At 37.2% G+C, this 15958-nt stretch carries 13 protein-coding genes; 10 read left to right on the top strand and 3 right to left on the bottom strand.

Annotated elements, in window-relative coordinates; translation table 11 throughout:
• Positions 1 to 3: 3 nt before the first annotated feature.
• From tgt to aspS, 10 genes are all read left to right on the top strand, one after another.
• Positions 4 to 1149, top strand: a complete 1146-nt coding sequence (tgt, locus tag IEU51_RS02325) for a tRNA guanosine(34) transglycosylase Tgt (protein WP_186087392.1) — start codon at positions 4 to 6, stop codon at positions 1147 to 1149.
• A 14-nt stretch (positions 1150 to 1163) separates the two neighbouring features.
• Positions 1164 to 1427, top strand: coding sequence for a preprotein translocase subunit YajC (gene yajC, locus IEU51_RS02320; RefSeq protein ID WP_186087395.1), 264 nt, complete (start codon positions 1164 to 1166; stop codon positions 1425 to 1427).
• 89 nt (positions 1428 to 1516) lie between these two features.
• Positions 1517 to 3796: a protein translocase subunit SecDF gene (gene secDF / locus IEU51_RS02315; protein WP_186087398.1), complete on the top strand. Its 2280-nt coding sequence runs from the start codon at positions 1517 to 1519 to the stop codon at positions 3794 to 3796.
• Between the two features lie 47 nt (positions 3797 to 3843).
• Positions 3844 to 6093, top strand: a complete 2250-nt coding sequence (gene recJ, locus IEU51_RS02310) for a single-stranded-DNA-specific exonuclease RecJ (protein ID WP_186087401.1) — start codon at positions 3844 to 3846, stop codon at positions 6091 to 6093.
• A gap of 62 nt (positions 6094 to 6155) precedes the next feature.
• Complete coding sequence (locus IEU51_RS02305; RefSeq protein WP_186087404.1) at positions 6156 to 6674, top strand: adenine phosphoribosyltransferase; 519 nt, start codon at positions 6156 to 6158, stop codon at positions 6672 to 6674.
• A 100-nt stretch (positions 6675 to 6774) separates the two neighbouring features.
• Positions 6775 to 8949 carry a RelA/SpoT family protein gene (locus IEU51_RS02300; RefSeq protein ID WP_186088375.1) on the top strand — a complete coding sequence of 725 codons (2175 nt, stop codon included), beginning with the start codon at positions 6775 to 6777 and terminating at the stop codon, positions 8947 to 8949.
• A gap of 9 nt (positions 8950 to 8958) precedes the next feature.
• Entirely contained in the window at positions 8959 to 9411 is a 453-nt protein-coding gene (gene dtd / locus IEU51_RS02295) for a D-aminoacyl-tRNA deacylase (RefSeq protein WP_186087407.1), read from the top strand.
• A gap of 167 nt (positions 9412 to 9578) precedes the next feature.
• The gene (locus tag IEU51_RS02290) at positions 9579 to 10133 is read left to right on the top strand and encodes an N-acetylmuramoyl-L-alanine amidase family protein (RefSeq protein WP_229713803.1); all 555 of its coding nucleotides are present in this window, start codon (positions 9579 to 9581) and stop codon (positions 10131 to 10133) included.
• Between the two features lie 253 nt (positions 10134 to 10386).
• On the top strand, positions 10387 to 11655 hold the full coding sequence (hisS, locus tag IEU51_RS02285) for a histidine--tRNA ligase (protein WP_308808167.1): 1269 nt from the start codon (positions 10387 to 10389) through the stop codon (positions 11653 to 11655).
• Positions 11645 to 13408 (top strand): aspartate--tRNA ligase, encoded by a 1764-nt coding sequence (aspS, locus tag IEU51_RS02280; protein WP_186087412.1) that lies wholly within the window; start codon positions 11645 to 11647, stop codon positions 13406 to 13408. The genes hisS and aspS overlap by 11 nt, the downstream gene beginning before the upstream one ends.
• Before the next feature lie 149 nt (positions 13409 to 13557).
• Here aspS and IEU51_RS02275 read toward each other — a convergent pair whose 3' ends face one another.
• Genes IEU51_RS02275 through IEU51_RS02265 form a run of 3 tightly spaced genes read right to left on the bottom strand, consistent with a single transcriptional unit; the run spans position 13558 to position 15891 of the window.
• Positions 13558 to 15240, bottom strand: a complete 1683-nt coding sequence (locus IEU51_RS02275; protein WP_186087415.1) for a b(o/a)3-type cytochrome-c oxidase subunit 1 — start codon at positions 15238 to 15240, stop codon at positions 13558 to 13560.
• Positions 15240 to 15722: a cytochrome c oxidase subunit II gene (locus IEU51_RS02270; RefSeq protein WP_308808166.1), complete on the bottom strand. Its 483-nt coding sequence runs from the start codon at positions 15720 to 15722 to the stop codon at positions 15240 to 15242. The genes IEU51_RS02275 and IEU51_RS02270 overlap by 1 nt, the downstream gene beginning before the upstream one ends.
• Before the next feature lie 16 nt (positions 15723 to 15738).
• Positions 15739 to 15891 carry a cytochrome c oxidase subunit 2A gene (locus tag IEU51_RS02265; RefSeq protein ID WP_186087418.1) on the bottom strand — a complete coding sequence of 51 codons (153 nt, stop codon included), beginning with the start codon at positions 15889 to 15891 and terminating at the stop codon, positions 15739 to 15741.
• Between the last annotated feature and the right edge of the window lie 67 nt (positions 15892 to 15958).

Raw genomic sequence — 15958 nt, 5'->3', positions numbered from 1 at the left:
CAAATGGCGATTCGCTATGAACATATACACACGTGTAAGCAGTCTGGTGCTAGACTCGGACGTCTTCATACACCACACGGCGTTATTGAAACTCCGATTTTTATGCCAGTCGGCACACTAGCGACTGTAAAAACGATGACTCCGGAAGAGCTTGCAGATATCGGAAGTCAGATTATTCTCTCGAACACATATCATTTATGGCTCCGCCCGGGAAATGATCTCGTTAAAGAAGCAGGCGGCTTACACAAATTTATGAACTGGGACAAACCGATATTAACGGATAGTGGTGGATTCCAAGTATTTAGCTTACAAAACATTAGAACAATTGAAGAGGAAGGCGTACATTTTAGAAGTCACTTAGATGGGTCTAAGCTGTTTTTATCTCCAGAAAAAGCGATGGAAATTCAGCACGACTTAGGTGCAGACATTATCATGTCATTTGATGAATGTGCACCAATTCCGTCGACGAGAGAGTACGTAAAAGATTCTCTTGAACGTACAACACGTTGGGCGGAACGAGGACTCGAGTATCACACAAAATCTGGTAAAGATAAAACACAAGCACTTTTTGGAATCGTTCAAGGTGGGGAATACGCAGATCTTCGTAAACAAAGCGCGAAAGAGTTAACAAGTCTAGACTTTCCTGGATACTCTATTGGAGGATTATCAGTAGGGGAACCTAAACCATTGATGTACCAAATGTTAGAAGAAACGATTCCGTACTTGCCTGAAAACAAGCCGAGATACTTGATGGGTGTCGGATCACCGGACGCACTAGTGGAAGGTGTAATACGTGGTGTTGACATGTTTGACTGTGTGTTACCAACACGTATTGCAAGAAACGGTACATGTATGACATCTAATGGTCGTCTAGTTGTTAAAAACAAAAAATATGAGCGTGATTTCACACCACTAGATCCAAATTGTGACTGCTATACGTGTAAAAATTATTCACGTGCTTACATCAGACACCTGTTTAAATCGAATGAAATTCTAGGTGCTCGTCTTACGACTTACCATAACCTCTATTTTCTGTTAAAATTAATGGAAGATGTACGTAAAGCAATATTGAATGATAGTTTGCTTGATTTTAAAGAAGTTTTCTTTGAAGCGTACGGGTTAAATAATGTCAACCCAAAAAACTTTTAAGGAGAAAATATATAATGGATATTCTTGGAATGTTACTACCATTTATCGCGATCTTTGCTGTGATGTATTTCTTAATGATTCGTCCAGCTCAGAAGCGTCAAAAAGAAATGAACAACATGCAGTCTAGCCTTAATAAAGGAGACGAAATTATCACTGTTGGTGGTATTAACGGTGTTGTTACTTCATTTGATGCAAACCACATGTATGTGGATCTTGGTGATGGCACCGTTGTAAAATTCGAACGTCGTGCGTTACATCAAGTTGTAAACAAGGCTTAAAAAGTCGACTCTGTCGGCTTTTTTTATTTTCCATTTTTTTTTTACCCAAATAAGTTTATAATTGAGCTATTGAAAGGTAAGGTGACGAGGTGAAAAAGAAACCAAGTAGAATAATTTCTTGGCTGTTGATTGTAGTTTTACTTTTTACAGTTATTTCACTCACAGCAAAAGATATATTCAAAGATGTTAATTTAGGGCTTGATTTACAGGGTGGTTTTGAAGTCTTATACCAAGTTGAACCACTTAATGACGGAGAAAAAATTGATGATACGGCGGTTCGTTCAACAGCATCAACTTTAGATTCTCGTGTCAACGTGCTTGGGGTTAGTGAGCCAAATATTCAAATTGAAGAAGGAAATAGAATTCGAGTACAGCTCGCTGGTATAGATGATCAGCAATCTGCGCGTGAACTACTCGCAACTCAAGCAGAGCTCACAATTCGTGACGTCAATGACAATGTGATGCTCTCAGGTGGAGATTTAGAACAGGGTGGCGCAAGCCAAGGATATGACGAGCTCAACAACCCGATGGTATCACTAAAATTAAAGGATGCGTCAAAATTCAATGAAGTGACGAAAAAGATCTCAGAAATGCCTGAAGGTCAAAATATCATGGTCATTTGGATGGATTTTGAGGAAGGCGTAGACTCATATAAAGAAGAAGCAATGAAAGAGAATCCGAAGTTTATCTCTGCAGCGAATGTGGCACAGCCAATTAACTCAACGGACGTAATGATTTCAGGTGGGTTCCAAGGTAAAGAAGGGTTAGAGCGTGCGCAAAATATTGCAGCACTACTAAACTCAGGTGCACTTCCTGTTAAGTTAACGGAGATTTATTCAACTTCAGTTGGTGCACAGTTCGGTGAAAAAGCTCTAAGTGAAACTGTCATTGCTGGTGCAATTGGTGTTGGTCTTGTTCTTCTCTTTATGATTTTATTCTACAGAGTGCCTGGTATTGTTGCATCTATTACGTTAATTGTTTATGTATTCGTAACAGTATATGCATTTAACTTAATTAACGGTGTACTTACGCTTCCAGGTATTGCCGCACTGATTCTCGGGGTCGGTATGGCTGTCGATGCCAATATCATCTTGTATGAGCGTATTAAGGAAGAATTAAGGATTGGTCGAACGACGAAAGCTGCGTATCAAAAAGGTGCAGGTCAATCATTATGGACCATCGTCGATGCAAACCTTACTACGTTAATCGCTGCAATCGTACTCTTTATTTTTGGTACATCAAGTGTTAAAGGTTTCGCAACAATGCTCTTACTATCAATCATTATGAGCTTTGTGACAGCAGTATTCTTAACACGAGTACTTATGAGATTACTTGTAAACTCTGGATATTTAGACAACAAGCCTGGTCTGTTTGGACTTAAACAAAAACACATCCACTTAATCAGTGAGGGTGTAGATGTTCAAGATCTAACTACAGCTTGGGATAAGTTAGACTTCGCGAAACATGCAAACAAATTTTTCGCACTAAGCGGAGTGCTTATTGTCGCAGGTATTGTTGTGCTCTTTATCTTTAAGTTAAATCTTGGTATCGACTTTACAAGTGGTACACGTGCGGACATTCAAGTGACAGACGGTGTCACTGCTGAAACTGTAAATAATGAGTTGAAAGATTTAGGGGTAGAACCTGAGAGTATTTCAACAAGTGGTAACAATACAGTAGTTGCGCGTTATGCAACAGATTTAAATAAAGAAGAAGTTGCCAATGTACAGTCTTACTTTAAAGAAAAATACGGGGCTGAACCAATGCTTTCAACGGTGAGTCCGGTGATTGGTCAAGAACTTGTTAGAAACGCAGGATTAGCGTTACTATATGCTGCGATTGGTATCATAATCTATGTAACGATTCGTTTCGAATGGCGCATGGGTTTACCAGCGGTGCTCGCACTCTTACATGACGTATTTATAATGGTTGCGGTATTCTCCATCTTCAGATTAGAAGTGGATATTACGTTTATTGCAGCTGTACTGACGATTGTCGGGTATTCCATCAACGACACCATCGTTACACTTGACCGTATACGTGAAAACAATAAGAAAATGAAAGTCTATCGTAGTGAAGCGGACATTGATCGACTCATCAATACGTCACTCAGACAGACATTGACTCGTTCTATCAACACAGTACTGACTGTTTTAATCGTCGTTGTGTTCTTAGTATTAATGGGAAGTGACGCAATCTTCACATTCTCAGTTGCACTACTCGTTGGTTTAATTAGTGGAGTGTACTCATCACTCTTCATTGCCATCCAACTTTGGGGCGTACTTAAAAAGAAACAGCTACGTAAAAATGGTGGTACACTTATAGTATATGACGATTCTAAAAAAGATAATGACAAGGTAGTCGTATAAAAAACGAAACGTCTAGGAAACTAGACGTTTTTTTAAAGGGGAATTATATGTTCAAATCATTATACAACTGGGTTTTGAATAAAAAAATAGAGGAAATCAGTGATGAGACTGTCAATGAATTTTCTATTTCACCCTTCGCAAAAGAATTTCTAGAACGTAGACATATTACGTCTTATGAGAAGATAAAAACAGTACTTCAACCTGAATATGGAAATTTTAAAGAGATTTATGACATTGATAGAGCAGTGGACACAATCAATAGACACATTGAGTCAGGGAGTACAATCCTCATCTATGGTGACTACGATGCTGATGGTATCACAAGTACGGTGCTACTATATTCAGCACTCTTAGATAAAACAGATAATGTTCATTTCTTCATTCCAAACCGTGTAGACCATGGATATGGACCAAACTATGATTTCTTTGAACAAGAAGTAATAGGCAATGTTGATCTCATCATTACAGTCGATAATGGTGTCACTGCTGTACGTGAATTTGAACTACTAAAAGATCATGGTGTCGATGCAATTATTATTGATCACCATGAGTTTAGTGACACATTGCCTGACGCAATTATTATTCACCCAAATCATCCATCTGGGAACTACAGTGATCCGCATTTAGCAGGTGTCGGAATCACATATAAAGTTGTAGAAGCACTCGGATTGTTAAAATCAAATCTCATAGGGCTTGCTGCAATTGGAACAGTAGCTGATATGGTACCTATGTTTGGTGAAAACAAGCGGATTGTCATCGATGGTTTAAAAGAATTAAATCAAAATTTACCACTCGGTTTACGTGCGGTCATGAATTTAAATGAAAAAAATGACTCTATTGATACTGAAACAATCGGCTTTTTCTTTGGTCCAAGATTAAATTCAACAGGACGCATTAGTGACGCATCTATTGGAGTAGAATTGTTACTGACTGATGATACAAGTTACGCGAACATGTTAGCAGCTGAAATTGAAGAGTTGAACAATACGCGTAAAGAAATGGTGGAAACAACACTTTTAGAAGCAAAAGATCAGATCAACACAGATAATAAGGTCCAAATCATTTATGGTAGAGATTGGCACCCTGGTATTCTAGGCATCGTTGCTTCTAGAATCGTTGAAGAGAATGGCGTACCTGCGATTCTACTCACACATGATGAAGGTGTATATAAAGGTTCGAGCCGTTCGATTGAAGGTGTGGACCTCTTATCATTAATACGCAGTGTGGATTCAACTCAAGTTGCTCATGGTCACGCAGCAGCGTTCGGTATTACTGTGCCTGAAGCGGATATTGAGATATTCAAAGAAAAGGCAACTTTGTACGTGAATGAACACTTACTTAAAGTAAAACCAACACGTCACGTGGATTTAGAACTATCACCGACATTTAACGAAGAACATTTAAATGAAATTTATAAGCTAGGACCGTTTGGACAAGAGTTTCCTGCGCCTGTATTTATGGAAGAGAGAAAGCCAATCGATGAGATTAGACAAATTGGAAAAGATAAAGCCCATCTTAAATTTAAACTGAAAAATACACCAATGGATTATATTGGCTTTAACTTCGGATACGTGGCTGATGAAGTGTCGACGGATGATCATGTCAGTGTGATTGGTAAAGTGAATGTGAATGAATTTAATGGTAATAGAAAGTTACAAATGATCATTGAAGACGTTAAAATGGATGAATTAAGAGTCATTGATATGCGTGCAAAAGCAGACCAGAACTTTAATTTAATTAAACCGACGGATATCTTCTTAATTCAGGAAGGTAAAGAAAAACTTGGGAGCAATTATTTTCATTACGGTGAACAGATACCATTTATTGCATCCACGCTTGTTTTGAGAGATTTACCGATTGACCTACAAGCATTCGAGCATACATTAAGAGAAATAAAAGTAGGCAAGATCATCGCCATTTTAAATGAAAAAGAAGAACTCTTTTTCCAAGGGATTCCAAAAGAACACACGGTGAGAGATGCATACAATCTCATTACTGAAGCTAAAAATGGCGCCATCGATCTAAAAGTACACGCACCACGATTTTCAAAAAAATTAAATATTTCAATGCACAGTCTAGAAAAAGTGATGAATATTTTAACAGATTTAGAGAGAGTTAAACTTCAGAATGGAGTTGTGTTTTATAATCCTGAAATCACAGAGGATATTCTTATCAGTGAATCTAAGGTGTACACAGATATGCAGAAGAAACTCGCATCTGAATCAAAACTAAAAATGTCGTCAAGACCAGAATTAAAAAAATATTTAGAGGACTTAATTACGAGTCAAAACAATTAAATGTCTTACACGCATTTGTATGGTAAAATATATGAATAAAGTAATGTCCCTGGGAGGAAATCATGGATTTAAAACAATATGTTTCAGAAGTAGAGAATTGGCCAAAAGAAGGCGTACAATTCAAAGATATTACAACAATCATGGATAATGGAGAAGCATATGGATATGCCGTCGATCAAATCGCAGAATATGCGAAAGACTTGGATATCGATATTGTTGTAGGACCTGAAGCACGTGGATTTATCATTGGATGTCCAGTTGCTTATAAACTCGGAATTGGGTTTGCACCTGTCCGTAAGCCGGGCAAGCTCCCAAGAGAAACGGTAGCGTTTGAATATGATCTTGAATATGGTCAAAATACACTTGAAATGCACAGAGATGCAATTAAGCCAGGTGCACGTGTATTAATCACAGACGACCTACTTGCAACTGGTGGGACTGTAAAAGCCACAATTAAGCTGATTGAAGAATTAGGTGGCGTTGTAGCAGGAATGGCATTCCTTATTGAGCTTAAATATCTTGATGGTAAATCATTACTTGAAGGATACGATTATGTCTCATTAATTAAATATGAAGATTAAATGCCTGAAAGCCTGATAATTCAGGCTTTTTTTGTTAACCAACATAGTGTAAAATTAATATCAAATCTAAAAATTACGGAGGGGGTATCAGATCATGAGTATGAAGAAGGAATATCCATATACAGTAGAAGACGTATTTAACATGTGTAGTGCATATCTTGAAGACCAAGAACTCGATAGGATAAAAAAAGCTTATGATCTCGCAGAGAAAGCACATCGTGGGCAATATAGAAAAAACGGCTTACCGTACATCGCACATCCAATTCAAGTTGCTGGTATCTTAGCGGAGTTAAAACTGGATATGCCAACGATAGTGGCTGGTTTTTTACACGATGTTGTTGAAGATACCCCATATACGCACAGTGACTTAGTTGAAATGTTCAATGAAGAAGTTGCTGAAATAGTAGATGGCGTTACGAAGTTGGAAAAAGTAAAATACCGTTCTGTTGAAGAAGAGCAAGCAGAAAACCATCGTAAGTTATTCATTGCTATTGCAAATGACATTCGCGTGATTTTAGTAAAGCTTGCAGACAGACTTCACAACATGCGTACTTTAAAGGCAATGCCAGAAGAAAAACAAATACGCATTTCTAAAGAAACACTAGAAATCTACGCACCACTCGCAAACCGACTCGGTATTTCGAGCATTAAATGGGAACTAGAAGATATTTCACTCAGATATATCGATCCAGCTAGTTACTTTAGAATCGTAAGTTACATGAAGAAAAAACGTAGTGAGCGTGAGGTTATAATCAATCGTGCGATTGGTATGATTGAAGATGAACTACAGAAATCACACATTAAAAACGAACTTTCTGGCCGTGCAAAACACATCTATAGTATTTATAAAAAGATGAAAGATCAAGACAAAGAGTTTGATCAAATTTTCGACTTACTCGCGATTCGAGTACTCGTAAATGATATTCGTGATTGTTACGCTGCGCTCGGCATTATTCATACGATTTGGAAGCCAATGCCAGGTAGATTTAAAGACTACATTGCAATGCCTAAACCAAACATGTATCAGTCATTACATACGACTGTTGTGGGTCCTAACGGTGATCCTTTAGAAATTCAGATTCGTACATTTGAAATGCACGAAGTTGCTGAACACGGGGTTGCAGCACACTGGGCATATAAAGAAGGTAAAGAGCAAAAAGCGAAAAGTACTACAGCAAATAAATGGGTGAAAGAAATTGTAGACACTGAGTCTTCATATGCGAATGCACAAGACTTCATGGAAGCTTTGAAGAATGATTTACTCAGTGACAAAATTTATGTCTTTACACCAAATGGTGACGTGATTGAATTACCAAGCGGTGCGACTCCAATAGATTTCGCTTATCAAGTTCACTCTGAAGTCGGAAACAAGATGATTGGTGCTAAGGTTAACGGTAAACTAGTCCCAATCAACCATGTGCTTCAAACAGGTGATATTGTTGAAGTACGTACAAGTAAACAGTCCTTTGGGCCGAGTCAAGATTGGCTAAAGATGGTTAAATCTTCAAGTACGAAAAGTAAAATTAAATCTTTCTTCAAAAAGCAAGACCGAGCGGAAAACATCGAAAAAGGTCGCATTCAAATTGAAGAAGAAATTAAATCACGCGGGCTTGAAATAGATGATGTTTTATTCGATAAAAACATCTCAGACGTCTTAGAACGCTATAATTTAAAAGAAAAGAACGACTTATTTGCTGCTGTTGGTTATGGTGGGATCACACCATCTCAAGCAACAAACCGTTTAACAGCAAATATCAAACCTGCTGAAAGCGAACAGTCCAATGTTGTCGTTGACGTGGATCGTTCTAAACACTACAAAGAAATATCTTCTGACAGTGGGGTTGTAGTTGAAGGTATGGATAACATGCTCGTAAATCTAGCGAAATGTTGTAATCCAATACCTGGTGATGACATCATCGGATATATTTCAAAAGGACATGGGGTAAAAGTCCATGTCACAACATGTCCAAACATCAAGAATGAAACTGCGAGACTCATTGACGTTGAATGGGTTGCGAATAAGAAAAAAGATAAGAGATATCAAGTAGATTTAGAAATTAGTGGATATGATCGTAACGGTTTAGTGAACGAAGTATTAAATCTAGTTTCAAGTGAAAAAATTCCGATTACACGAGTAAATGGAAAGGCAGATATCAATAAGTTTGCGATTATTACTTTATCTGTCATGGTTTTATCTAATGATGAATTATATAAATTAGTAGAAAAAATTAAACATCTACCTGACATTTACAGCGTAGAACGTGTGTTTAAGTGAGGTCTTAATATGAAAATCGTATTGCAAAAAGTTTCACATGCATCCGTTTCAACAAATGAATTATTTAACGAAATTCATACAGGATATTTATTACTAGTGGGTGTAAGTGAAACATCTACTGAAAAAGATGCAATTAAGCTTGCTGAAAAAATTGCGAACTCACGCAACTTTGAAGATGAAAATGGAAAAATTAACCTTTCAATTAAAGAAGTGGGTGGAGATATATTAAGTGTATCTCAATTTACACTTTATGCTGACGTTAGAAAAGGGAATAGACCGTCGTTTACAAATGCAGCTTCTGGAGATAAAGCGAAAGTGCTCTATGAAAAATTTAACCAAGCATTAGAGAGTCATGACATCACTGTTAAAACTGGATTCTTTGGCGAAGATATGGATGTCAAATTAATAAATGATGGACCGATTACAATCATTTATGAGGCACAAGAGGGCAAAATTCTGTAATGGATGTTTTAAAATCAATACTTAAAGCGTTTGGTGATTTTTTAAAATATAAGAAACATCTATATATAAAGCCACTCTTTATTTTTACTCTTTCTGTTTTATTTATTATTACTTTTGTTTTTATAGTAAAAAAATATGAGCCGAATGAATCATATGAACCAATACAAATGGAATTTGAAAGAAAAACTTTTGATTTAAAAGGGCAAAGAATCGTGTTAGACCCAGGGCACGGTGGAGATGATCCCGGTGCACCAAGTATATTCGGAGTCAATGAAGCACATATTGTGTATTCTATTGCTACTAAACTACAAAAAGTGCTAGAAGAATCCGGTGCAACAGTCGTGATGACCCGCGGTGAAAATGAAACTGTCGACTTAGATAGTAGAAAAATGGATGGCGATATTTTTATCAGTATTCATAGTGATGCATTTGAAAGTAGTGAGGTATCTGGATTTACTACATTCTATCGATATGAAAATCAGATAGAACTCGCTGAAACGATTAGTGAATCAATGGACAAATATGCATTTATAACAAATCGTGGAACACAAGAGATGGGCTATCAAGTGATTTGGCAACTCGATTATCCGGCTACTTTAATTGAGCTTGGCTATTTATCTAATAGTGTAGATGATTCACTTTTAAATGATCCAGGATATCAAGAGAGAATGGTATACGGGATTGCTGAAGGTATCGATAATTATGTGAACAAGAAGAAATAATTTGACTAAGCGTATTTTACGCTCTATAATTATTACTATTATCATAACGAATAGAAGACTTAGAGTAGCGTATTTTTAGAGACATTACGGTTGGTGAAAGTAATGAATACAGCACTTGTATGGACACTTCTGTTTTACTTAAATATCTTAAATGAGAGCACGTATGTGCTAAAGTAGGGTGGCACCACGACTTTTCGTCCCTTATATCCAGATACTGGGTATAAGGGATATTTTTATATATGGGGGAATAATTATGATACAAATACCAAGAGGTACAAAAGATATTTTACCTACTGATTCTAGTAAATGGCAATACATCGAAGAAGTGTTAAGAGAAACTTGCCGTAACTTTAACTATAAAGAAATCCGTACACCAATTTTCGAACAAACAGAACTATTTGTTCGTGGTGTTGGGGATACAACAGATATCGTAAATAAAGAAATGTACACATTCACTGATAAAGGTGACCGTAGCATGACGCTCCGCCCAGAAGGTACGGCACCTGCTGTGCGTAGTTACATTGAAAACAAAATGTACGGTGATCCAAATCAACCGATAAAATTATTCTATCAAGGTCCAATGTTCAGATACGAACGTCAACAAAAAGGACGTTACCGTCAGTTTGAACAGTTTGGTGTAGAAGCAATTGGTGTTGAGGATCCGTTAATCGACGTTGAAGTGATCAGTCTATTACTCGACATTTATAAGAGTTTTGGTCTGGAAAAATTAGAACTTCACATCAACTCAATCGGTGACTTTGAAAGTCGTGAAGAGTACCAGAAAGCATTAAGAGAGCACTTTGCACCATCTATTGGTGAATTTTGCTCTGATTGTCAGTCTAGACTCGATAAAAACCCAATGAGAATCTTAGACTGTAAAACGGATGCTAATCATCCTTTAATGAAAACTGCACCTAATATTCAGGAGTATCTAAACGATGCTTCAAAAGAATATTTTGAAGCAGTGAAAGAGACTCTAACTAAGATGGGTATTGGTTTTGTAGTAGATCCTAATTTAGTACGTGGTCTTGATTATTATACACACACAGCATTTGAACTTATGAGTAGTGCTGAAGGTTTCGGTGCAATCACAACACTTGCTGGTGGTGGTAGATATAACGGTCTAATTGAGATGTTAGATGGTCCAAGTGAAACAGGTATTGGATTTGGTATGTCAATTGAACGTCTATTACTTGCACTTGAAGCAGAGGGTATTGAATTACCGACCGATGACACGATCGATTTTTATCTTGTTACTATGGGAGAAGTTGCGCGTACAGAAGCAAGTGTCATCTTACATCGTCTTCGTACGAATGGATATCGTGCGGATATGGATTATAAAGCACGCGGTATGAAAGCCCAGATTAAAGATGCAGATAGAAAGAAAGCAAAATATATGATTGTACTCGGCGATAGTGAGTTAGAGTCAGGAAAAATTCACGTGAGAAATATGGAAACACGTGAAGAAGTTGAAGCAAACTTAGATAGTTTTGAAGAGGAAGTGAACTTTGATGAAGCGTAGTTTAGTAAATGAAATAAAGAATATAGAAATTGGCGAAAAAATTAAGTTAAACGGTTGGGTACAACGTCGTCGTGATTTAGGTGGGTTAATCTTTATCGATCTCCGTGACGTATCTGGATTCGTTCAGATTGTGTTTAACCCAGATGTATCAAAAGAGGCACTTCGAACTGCGGACACTCTAAGAACAGAATTTGTCATTGAAGCAATCGGTGAAGTGGTGCGTCGTGACGAGAGCCAAGTGAATAAAAATAATGAGTTTGGCCACTTAGAAGTAATTGTGGAAGATGTAACAATTCTTTCTAAAGCAGCGACACCACCATTCCAAATTTCTGATGATAACATCAATGAAGACATTAAATTAAAATATCGTTATGTTGATCTTAAAAGACAAGAGTTACAAAATATTTTAAGATTAAGACACAAAACAACAAAAGCAGTACGTGAATTCTTAGATAACGAAATGTTCGTGGACATTGAAACTCCATTTCTTTCTAAATCAACACCAGAGGGTGCACGTGACTACCTTGTACCTTCAAGAATTCATGAAGGAGAGTTTTACGCACTACCACAATCACCACAAATCTATAAGCAATTATTAATGCTCGGTGGATTTGAAAGATACTATCAGATTGTAAAATGTTTTAGAGATGAAGACTTAAGAGCAGATAGACAACCAGAATTCACTCAAATCGATATTGAGAAGTCATTCACTGACCAAGAAGATATTATTGAAATGAACGAGCGTTTAATCAGTCATGTTATGAAAGAGGTTAAAGGACTAGATGTTCTGTTACCATTCCCTCGCATGACTTATGACACAGCAATGAATGAGTACGGAGTAGACAAGCCAGACACGCGCTTTGATATGAAGTTAAACGATTTATCAGACTTCTCTAAGACAGTGGACTTTAAAGTGTTTAAATCAACTGTAGAAAACGGTGGAGTTGTAAAAGCAATTGTTGTGAAAAACCAAGCATCTGAATATTCAAGAAAGAATATCGACCAACTTGAAGCATTCGTTAAAAACTACGATGCAAAAGGACTTGCATGGTTAAAATATAACGAGGAAGGATTCACTGGACCAATCGCAAAATTCTTTGGTGAATCTGAACAGAGTGAACTAAAAAATCTTCTAAATGTTGAAGAGAACGATCTTGTGTTATTCGTTGCTGATAAGCCATCAGTTGTTCACGCGTCACTTGGTAACTTACGCAATAAGTTAGCAAAAGACCTTGGTTTACTCGATAAGAACCAATATAACTTTGTGTGGATCACAGATTGGCCATTATTTGAATACGATGAAGAACGTGGACGCTATATCGCTGCACACCATCCATTCACTTCACCTAAAAAGGAAGACGAAGGATTACTTGAGACAGATCCAACTAAAGCAAAAGCGAATGCCTATGACATTGTGTTAAACGGTTATGAGCTCGGTGGTGGTTCAATTCGTATTTCAAATCCTGAACTTCAAGAAAAGATGTTTAAAGCTTTAGGATTCTCTGATGAAGAAAGAGATAAGCAGTTTGGATTCTTAATCGAAGCATTTAAATACGGTGCACCACCACACGGCGGAATTGCATACGGTTTAGATAGATTTGTCATGCTACTTGCAGGAACTGATAACATCCGTGACGTCATTGCATTCCCTAAAACAACAAGTGCATCAGACTTAATGATGAAATCACCATCTACGGTATCAAAAGAACAACTAGAAGAATTAAATATAGAAATTATTAAAACAAAAGAATAGTTTAGACCTACTCGAAAGAGTAGGTTTTTTATTCATTAAAATCACGACTACATTAACAGAAGGAACTAAACGTTCCATTGAAGGAAAACCAATTGATTATATTGAATAAAAAAATGCAACTGACAAATTAAGTCAGTTGCATTTTTGTGTTACCAGAATTTATATCCTTTAGATCCTGCAATGCTTTCAGTGAATATCTGTGAAATTGGCATTGTGTAAGCGATGAGTACTAGGAAGATAGTGATAATTACGAGTAATCTCCAGTTTTCTACCCAGCCAACTTTTATTACGTCATCATCTAAGAATCGTGCTACAGGGAATTCTTCAACTTCATTAGAACGTGGCCCCATGATCAGCTGAACAAATAATGTTACAGCAATAATGATTGCAATGAATAAGAATACTCCACCCACTGCTTGCATCATTTGATATGAAATCCATTCTTGTGCCACTTCGTGTCCACCGTATTCAGAGAATGTTGAACGACGTGGTGCTCCTTTTAGACCAACAATGTGCATTGCTGTAGACATAATACCCATACCAAGTGCCCATGTATATGCGAGCCAAAGTCCCATTGTGTTCATTGATGTTGAAATTCTTTTTCCTGTAATATGTGGAAGTAAGAACATCATTGCACCGAAATATGTGAGAACAACAGGTGCACCAACTGTGATATGGAAGTGTCCTACAATCCAGATCGTGTTATGTACGAGCTGGTTCATTTGACCTGATGCGTTGATGATACCGCCGAGTCCACCAGGGATAAAGAACAACATACCAACAAATGGAAGTACAAACCTAGCGTCTTTCCAAGGTAATTTTTTAAACCAGTCTAATAGACCAGTTGCGCCTTGTTTACGACCATATGTTTCGAACGTTGCGAATAAACTAAATGCAGTAATTAATGATGGCACAATTACCATGAATGTGAGTACTACTTGAAGTCCTTTCCAGAATGCGTCAATTCCTGGCTCTACTAATTGGTGGTGAATACCAACTGGAATAGAGAAGAATAGGAATAAAACAAAGCTCATTCTTGCAAGCTTATCTGAGAAACCTTTGATACCAATAATTTTTGGGATACTTACGTACCATACCATGTATGCTGGAAGTAACCAGAAGTATACTAGTGCGTGTCCGAAGTACCAGAATAACGTACGAGTTAATTTAACGTTGATTGTTTCCATCATTCCAAATGACCAAGGAATAAATTGGAATAACATGATTGAAGCTACACCTAATGTACATACATACCACATAACGTTGTTTACTGCGACCATGAATGCGAGTAGTGGAGATTTTTGACCTTTGTTTTCACGTCTCCATCTTTGATATCTCATGATTTGACCAGTTGCAGCTAACCATGTACCTACAACAACGATCGTAAGTCCTACATAGAATAATCCATGTGCTTGAAGCGGTGCATAGAATGTATATAATACAGATGCTTGGTTCGTTGCAATCATTGCTGCAGCCATTAAAGTACCGACAGTCATGAACCAGAATCCAATCCATCCAAGTGTTCTTTCTACTTTATTTAAGGCACCACAAACGCGCGAAACTGCTGCAGTTTGGAATCCCATAATAAAGAAGAATGTAAGCACTAATGCTAAGATAACACCATGTAAAGTAAGTAACTGATAATATCCAATACCAAAAGGAAGTTCAAATTGTCCAGAACGGACTAGAGTTTGAAGTAATCCAGCTGTACCACCGATGAGTAGAGCGAATATGACCCAAATCATGTTCGCAAGAACGAGTCGACCGTCTCTTGGATCGATTTTTGTGTTTTTATCGAAAATAGCGTCTCCAGTATAGTTTTCTGCTGACATTACTCTTCACCTCCAGTTACTTTAATTAATGAAGTCATGTCTGTGTGTCCGACACCACAATATTCGTTACAAATGATTAAGAATTCGCCTTCTTTATTGAAGTTAGCAGTGTATTTTGAAATAAGTCCCGGTTCAACCATCATGTTGACGTTTGTATGAGCAATTTCAAATCCGTGAATCACATCAGGAGTTGTAACATGAATTCTTACTCTAGAACCCTTTGGAATTTCAACTTCGCGTGGTTCATATTGGAATGCGCTTGCTACAAAGTATAATTCGTAATCGTATTCGTCACTCTCTGCTTCGTATAACCCAGGTTCTTTAAATCTTGCATCATCTCTAACATGCTCTGGGTTAATTGTTTCGATTCCACTCGCAGCAGGTGAGTGTCCTTGATGCACAGCTGATATTCCTAAAATAACTAAGAAAATAACTAAAGCACTTGTACCAAATGTCAGCCAAATCTTTTCGTATTTATGCACAATTATTCACCATCCTCTACATTCTCTCCATAAACAGCATAAATGCTCCAAACCACGATAACACCATTATGACGCCGAGTGTCATAACCATTAAGAACGTTCCTTTTAAGTTCATTCCGTCGTGATGATTCTCATTTACATTGTCTTTCTTTTTCTCATTGTTTGACATGTAATCACCTTCCATAATCTCTTCATATGAATAGTGTATGACAATCGAACGTTTAAAAAAGTGATAA

Source organism: Phocicoccus schoeneichii (assembly GCF_014635565.1).
In the GTDB taxonomy this organism is placed as follows: Bacteria; Bacillota; Bacilli; order Staphylococcales; family Salinicoccaceae; genus Phocicoccus; species Phocicoccus schoeneichii.
Note: the sequence above shows the minus strand (reverse complement) of the source record. Positions and strands in the feature narration are given on the sequence as shown.

Coding starts and splice junctions, on each gene's coding strand:
- tgt (WP_186087392.1), top strand. CDS start 4: ATGGCGATTCGCTATGAACATATACACACGTGTAAGCAGTCTGGTGCT.
- yajC (WP_186087395.1), top strand. CDS start 1,164: ATGGATATTCTTGGAATGTTACTACCATTTATCGCGATCTTTGCTGTG.
- recJ (WP_186087401.1), top strand. CDS start 3,844: ATGTTCAAATCATTATACAACTGGGTTTTGAATAAAAAAATAGAGGAA.
- IEU51_RS02305 (WP_186087404.1), top strand. CDS start 6,156: ATGGATTTAAAACAATATGTTTCAGAAGTAGAGAATTGGCCAAAAGAA.
- IEU51_RS02300 (WP_186088375.1), top strand. CDS start 6,775: ATGAAGAAGGAATATCCATATACAGTAGAAGACGTATTTAACATGTGT.
- dtd (WP_186087407.1), top strand. CDS start 8,959: ATGAAAATCGTATTGCAAAAAGTTTCACATGCATCCGTTTCAACAAAT.
- IEU51_RS02290 (WP_229713803.1), top strand. CDS start 9,579: ATGGAATTTGAAAGAAAAACTTTTGATTTAAAAGGGCAAAGAATCGTG.
- hisS (WP_308808167.1), top strand. CDS start 10,387: ATGATACAAATACCAAGAGGTACAAAAGATATTTTACCTACTGATTCT.
- aspS (WP_186087412.1), top strand. CDS start 11,645: ATGAAGCGTAGTTTAGTAAATGAAATAAAGAATATAGAAATTGGCGAA.
- IEU51_RS02275 (WP_186087415.1), bottom strand. CDS start 15,240: ATGTCAGCAGAAAACTATACTGGAGACGCTATTTTCGATAAAAACACA.
- IEU51_RS02265 (WP_186087418.1), bottom strand. CDS start 15,891: ATGTCAAACAATGAGAAAAAGAAAGACAATGTAAATGAGAATCATCAC.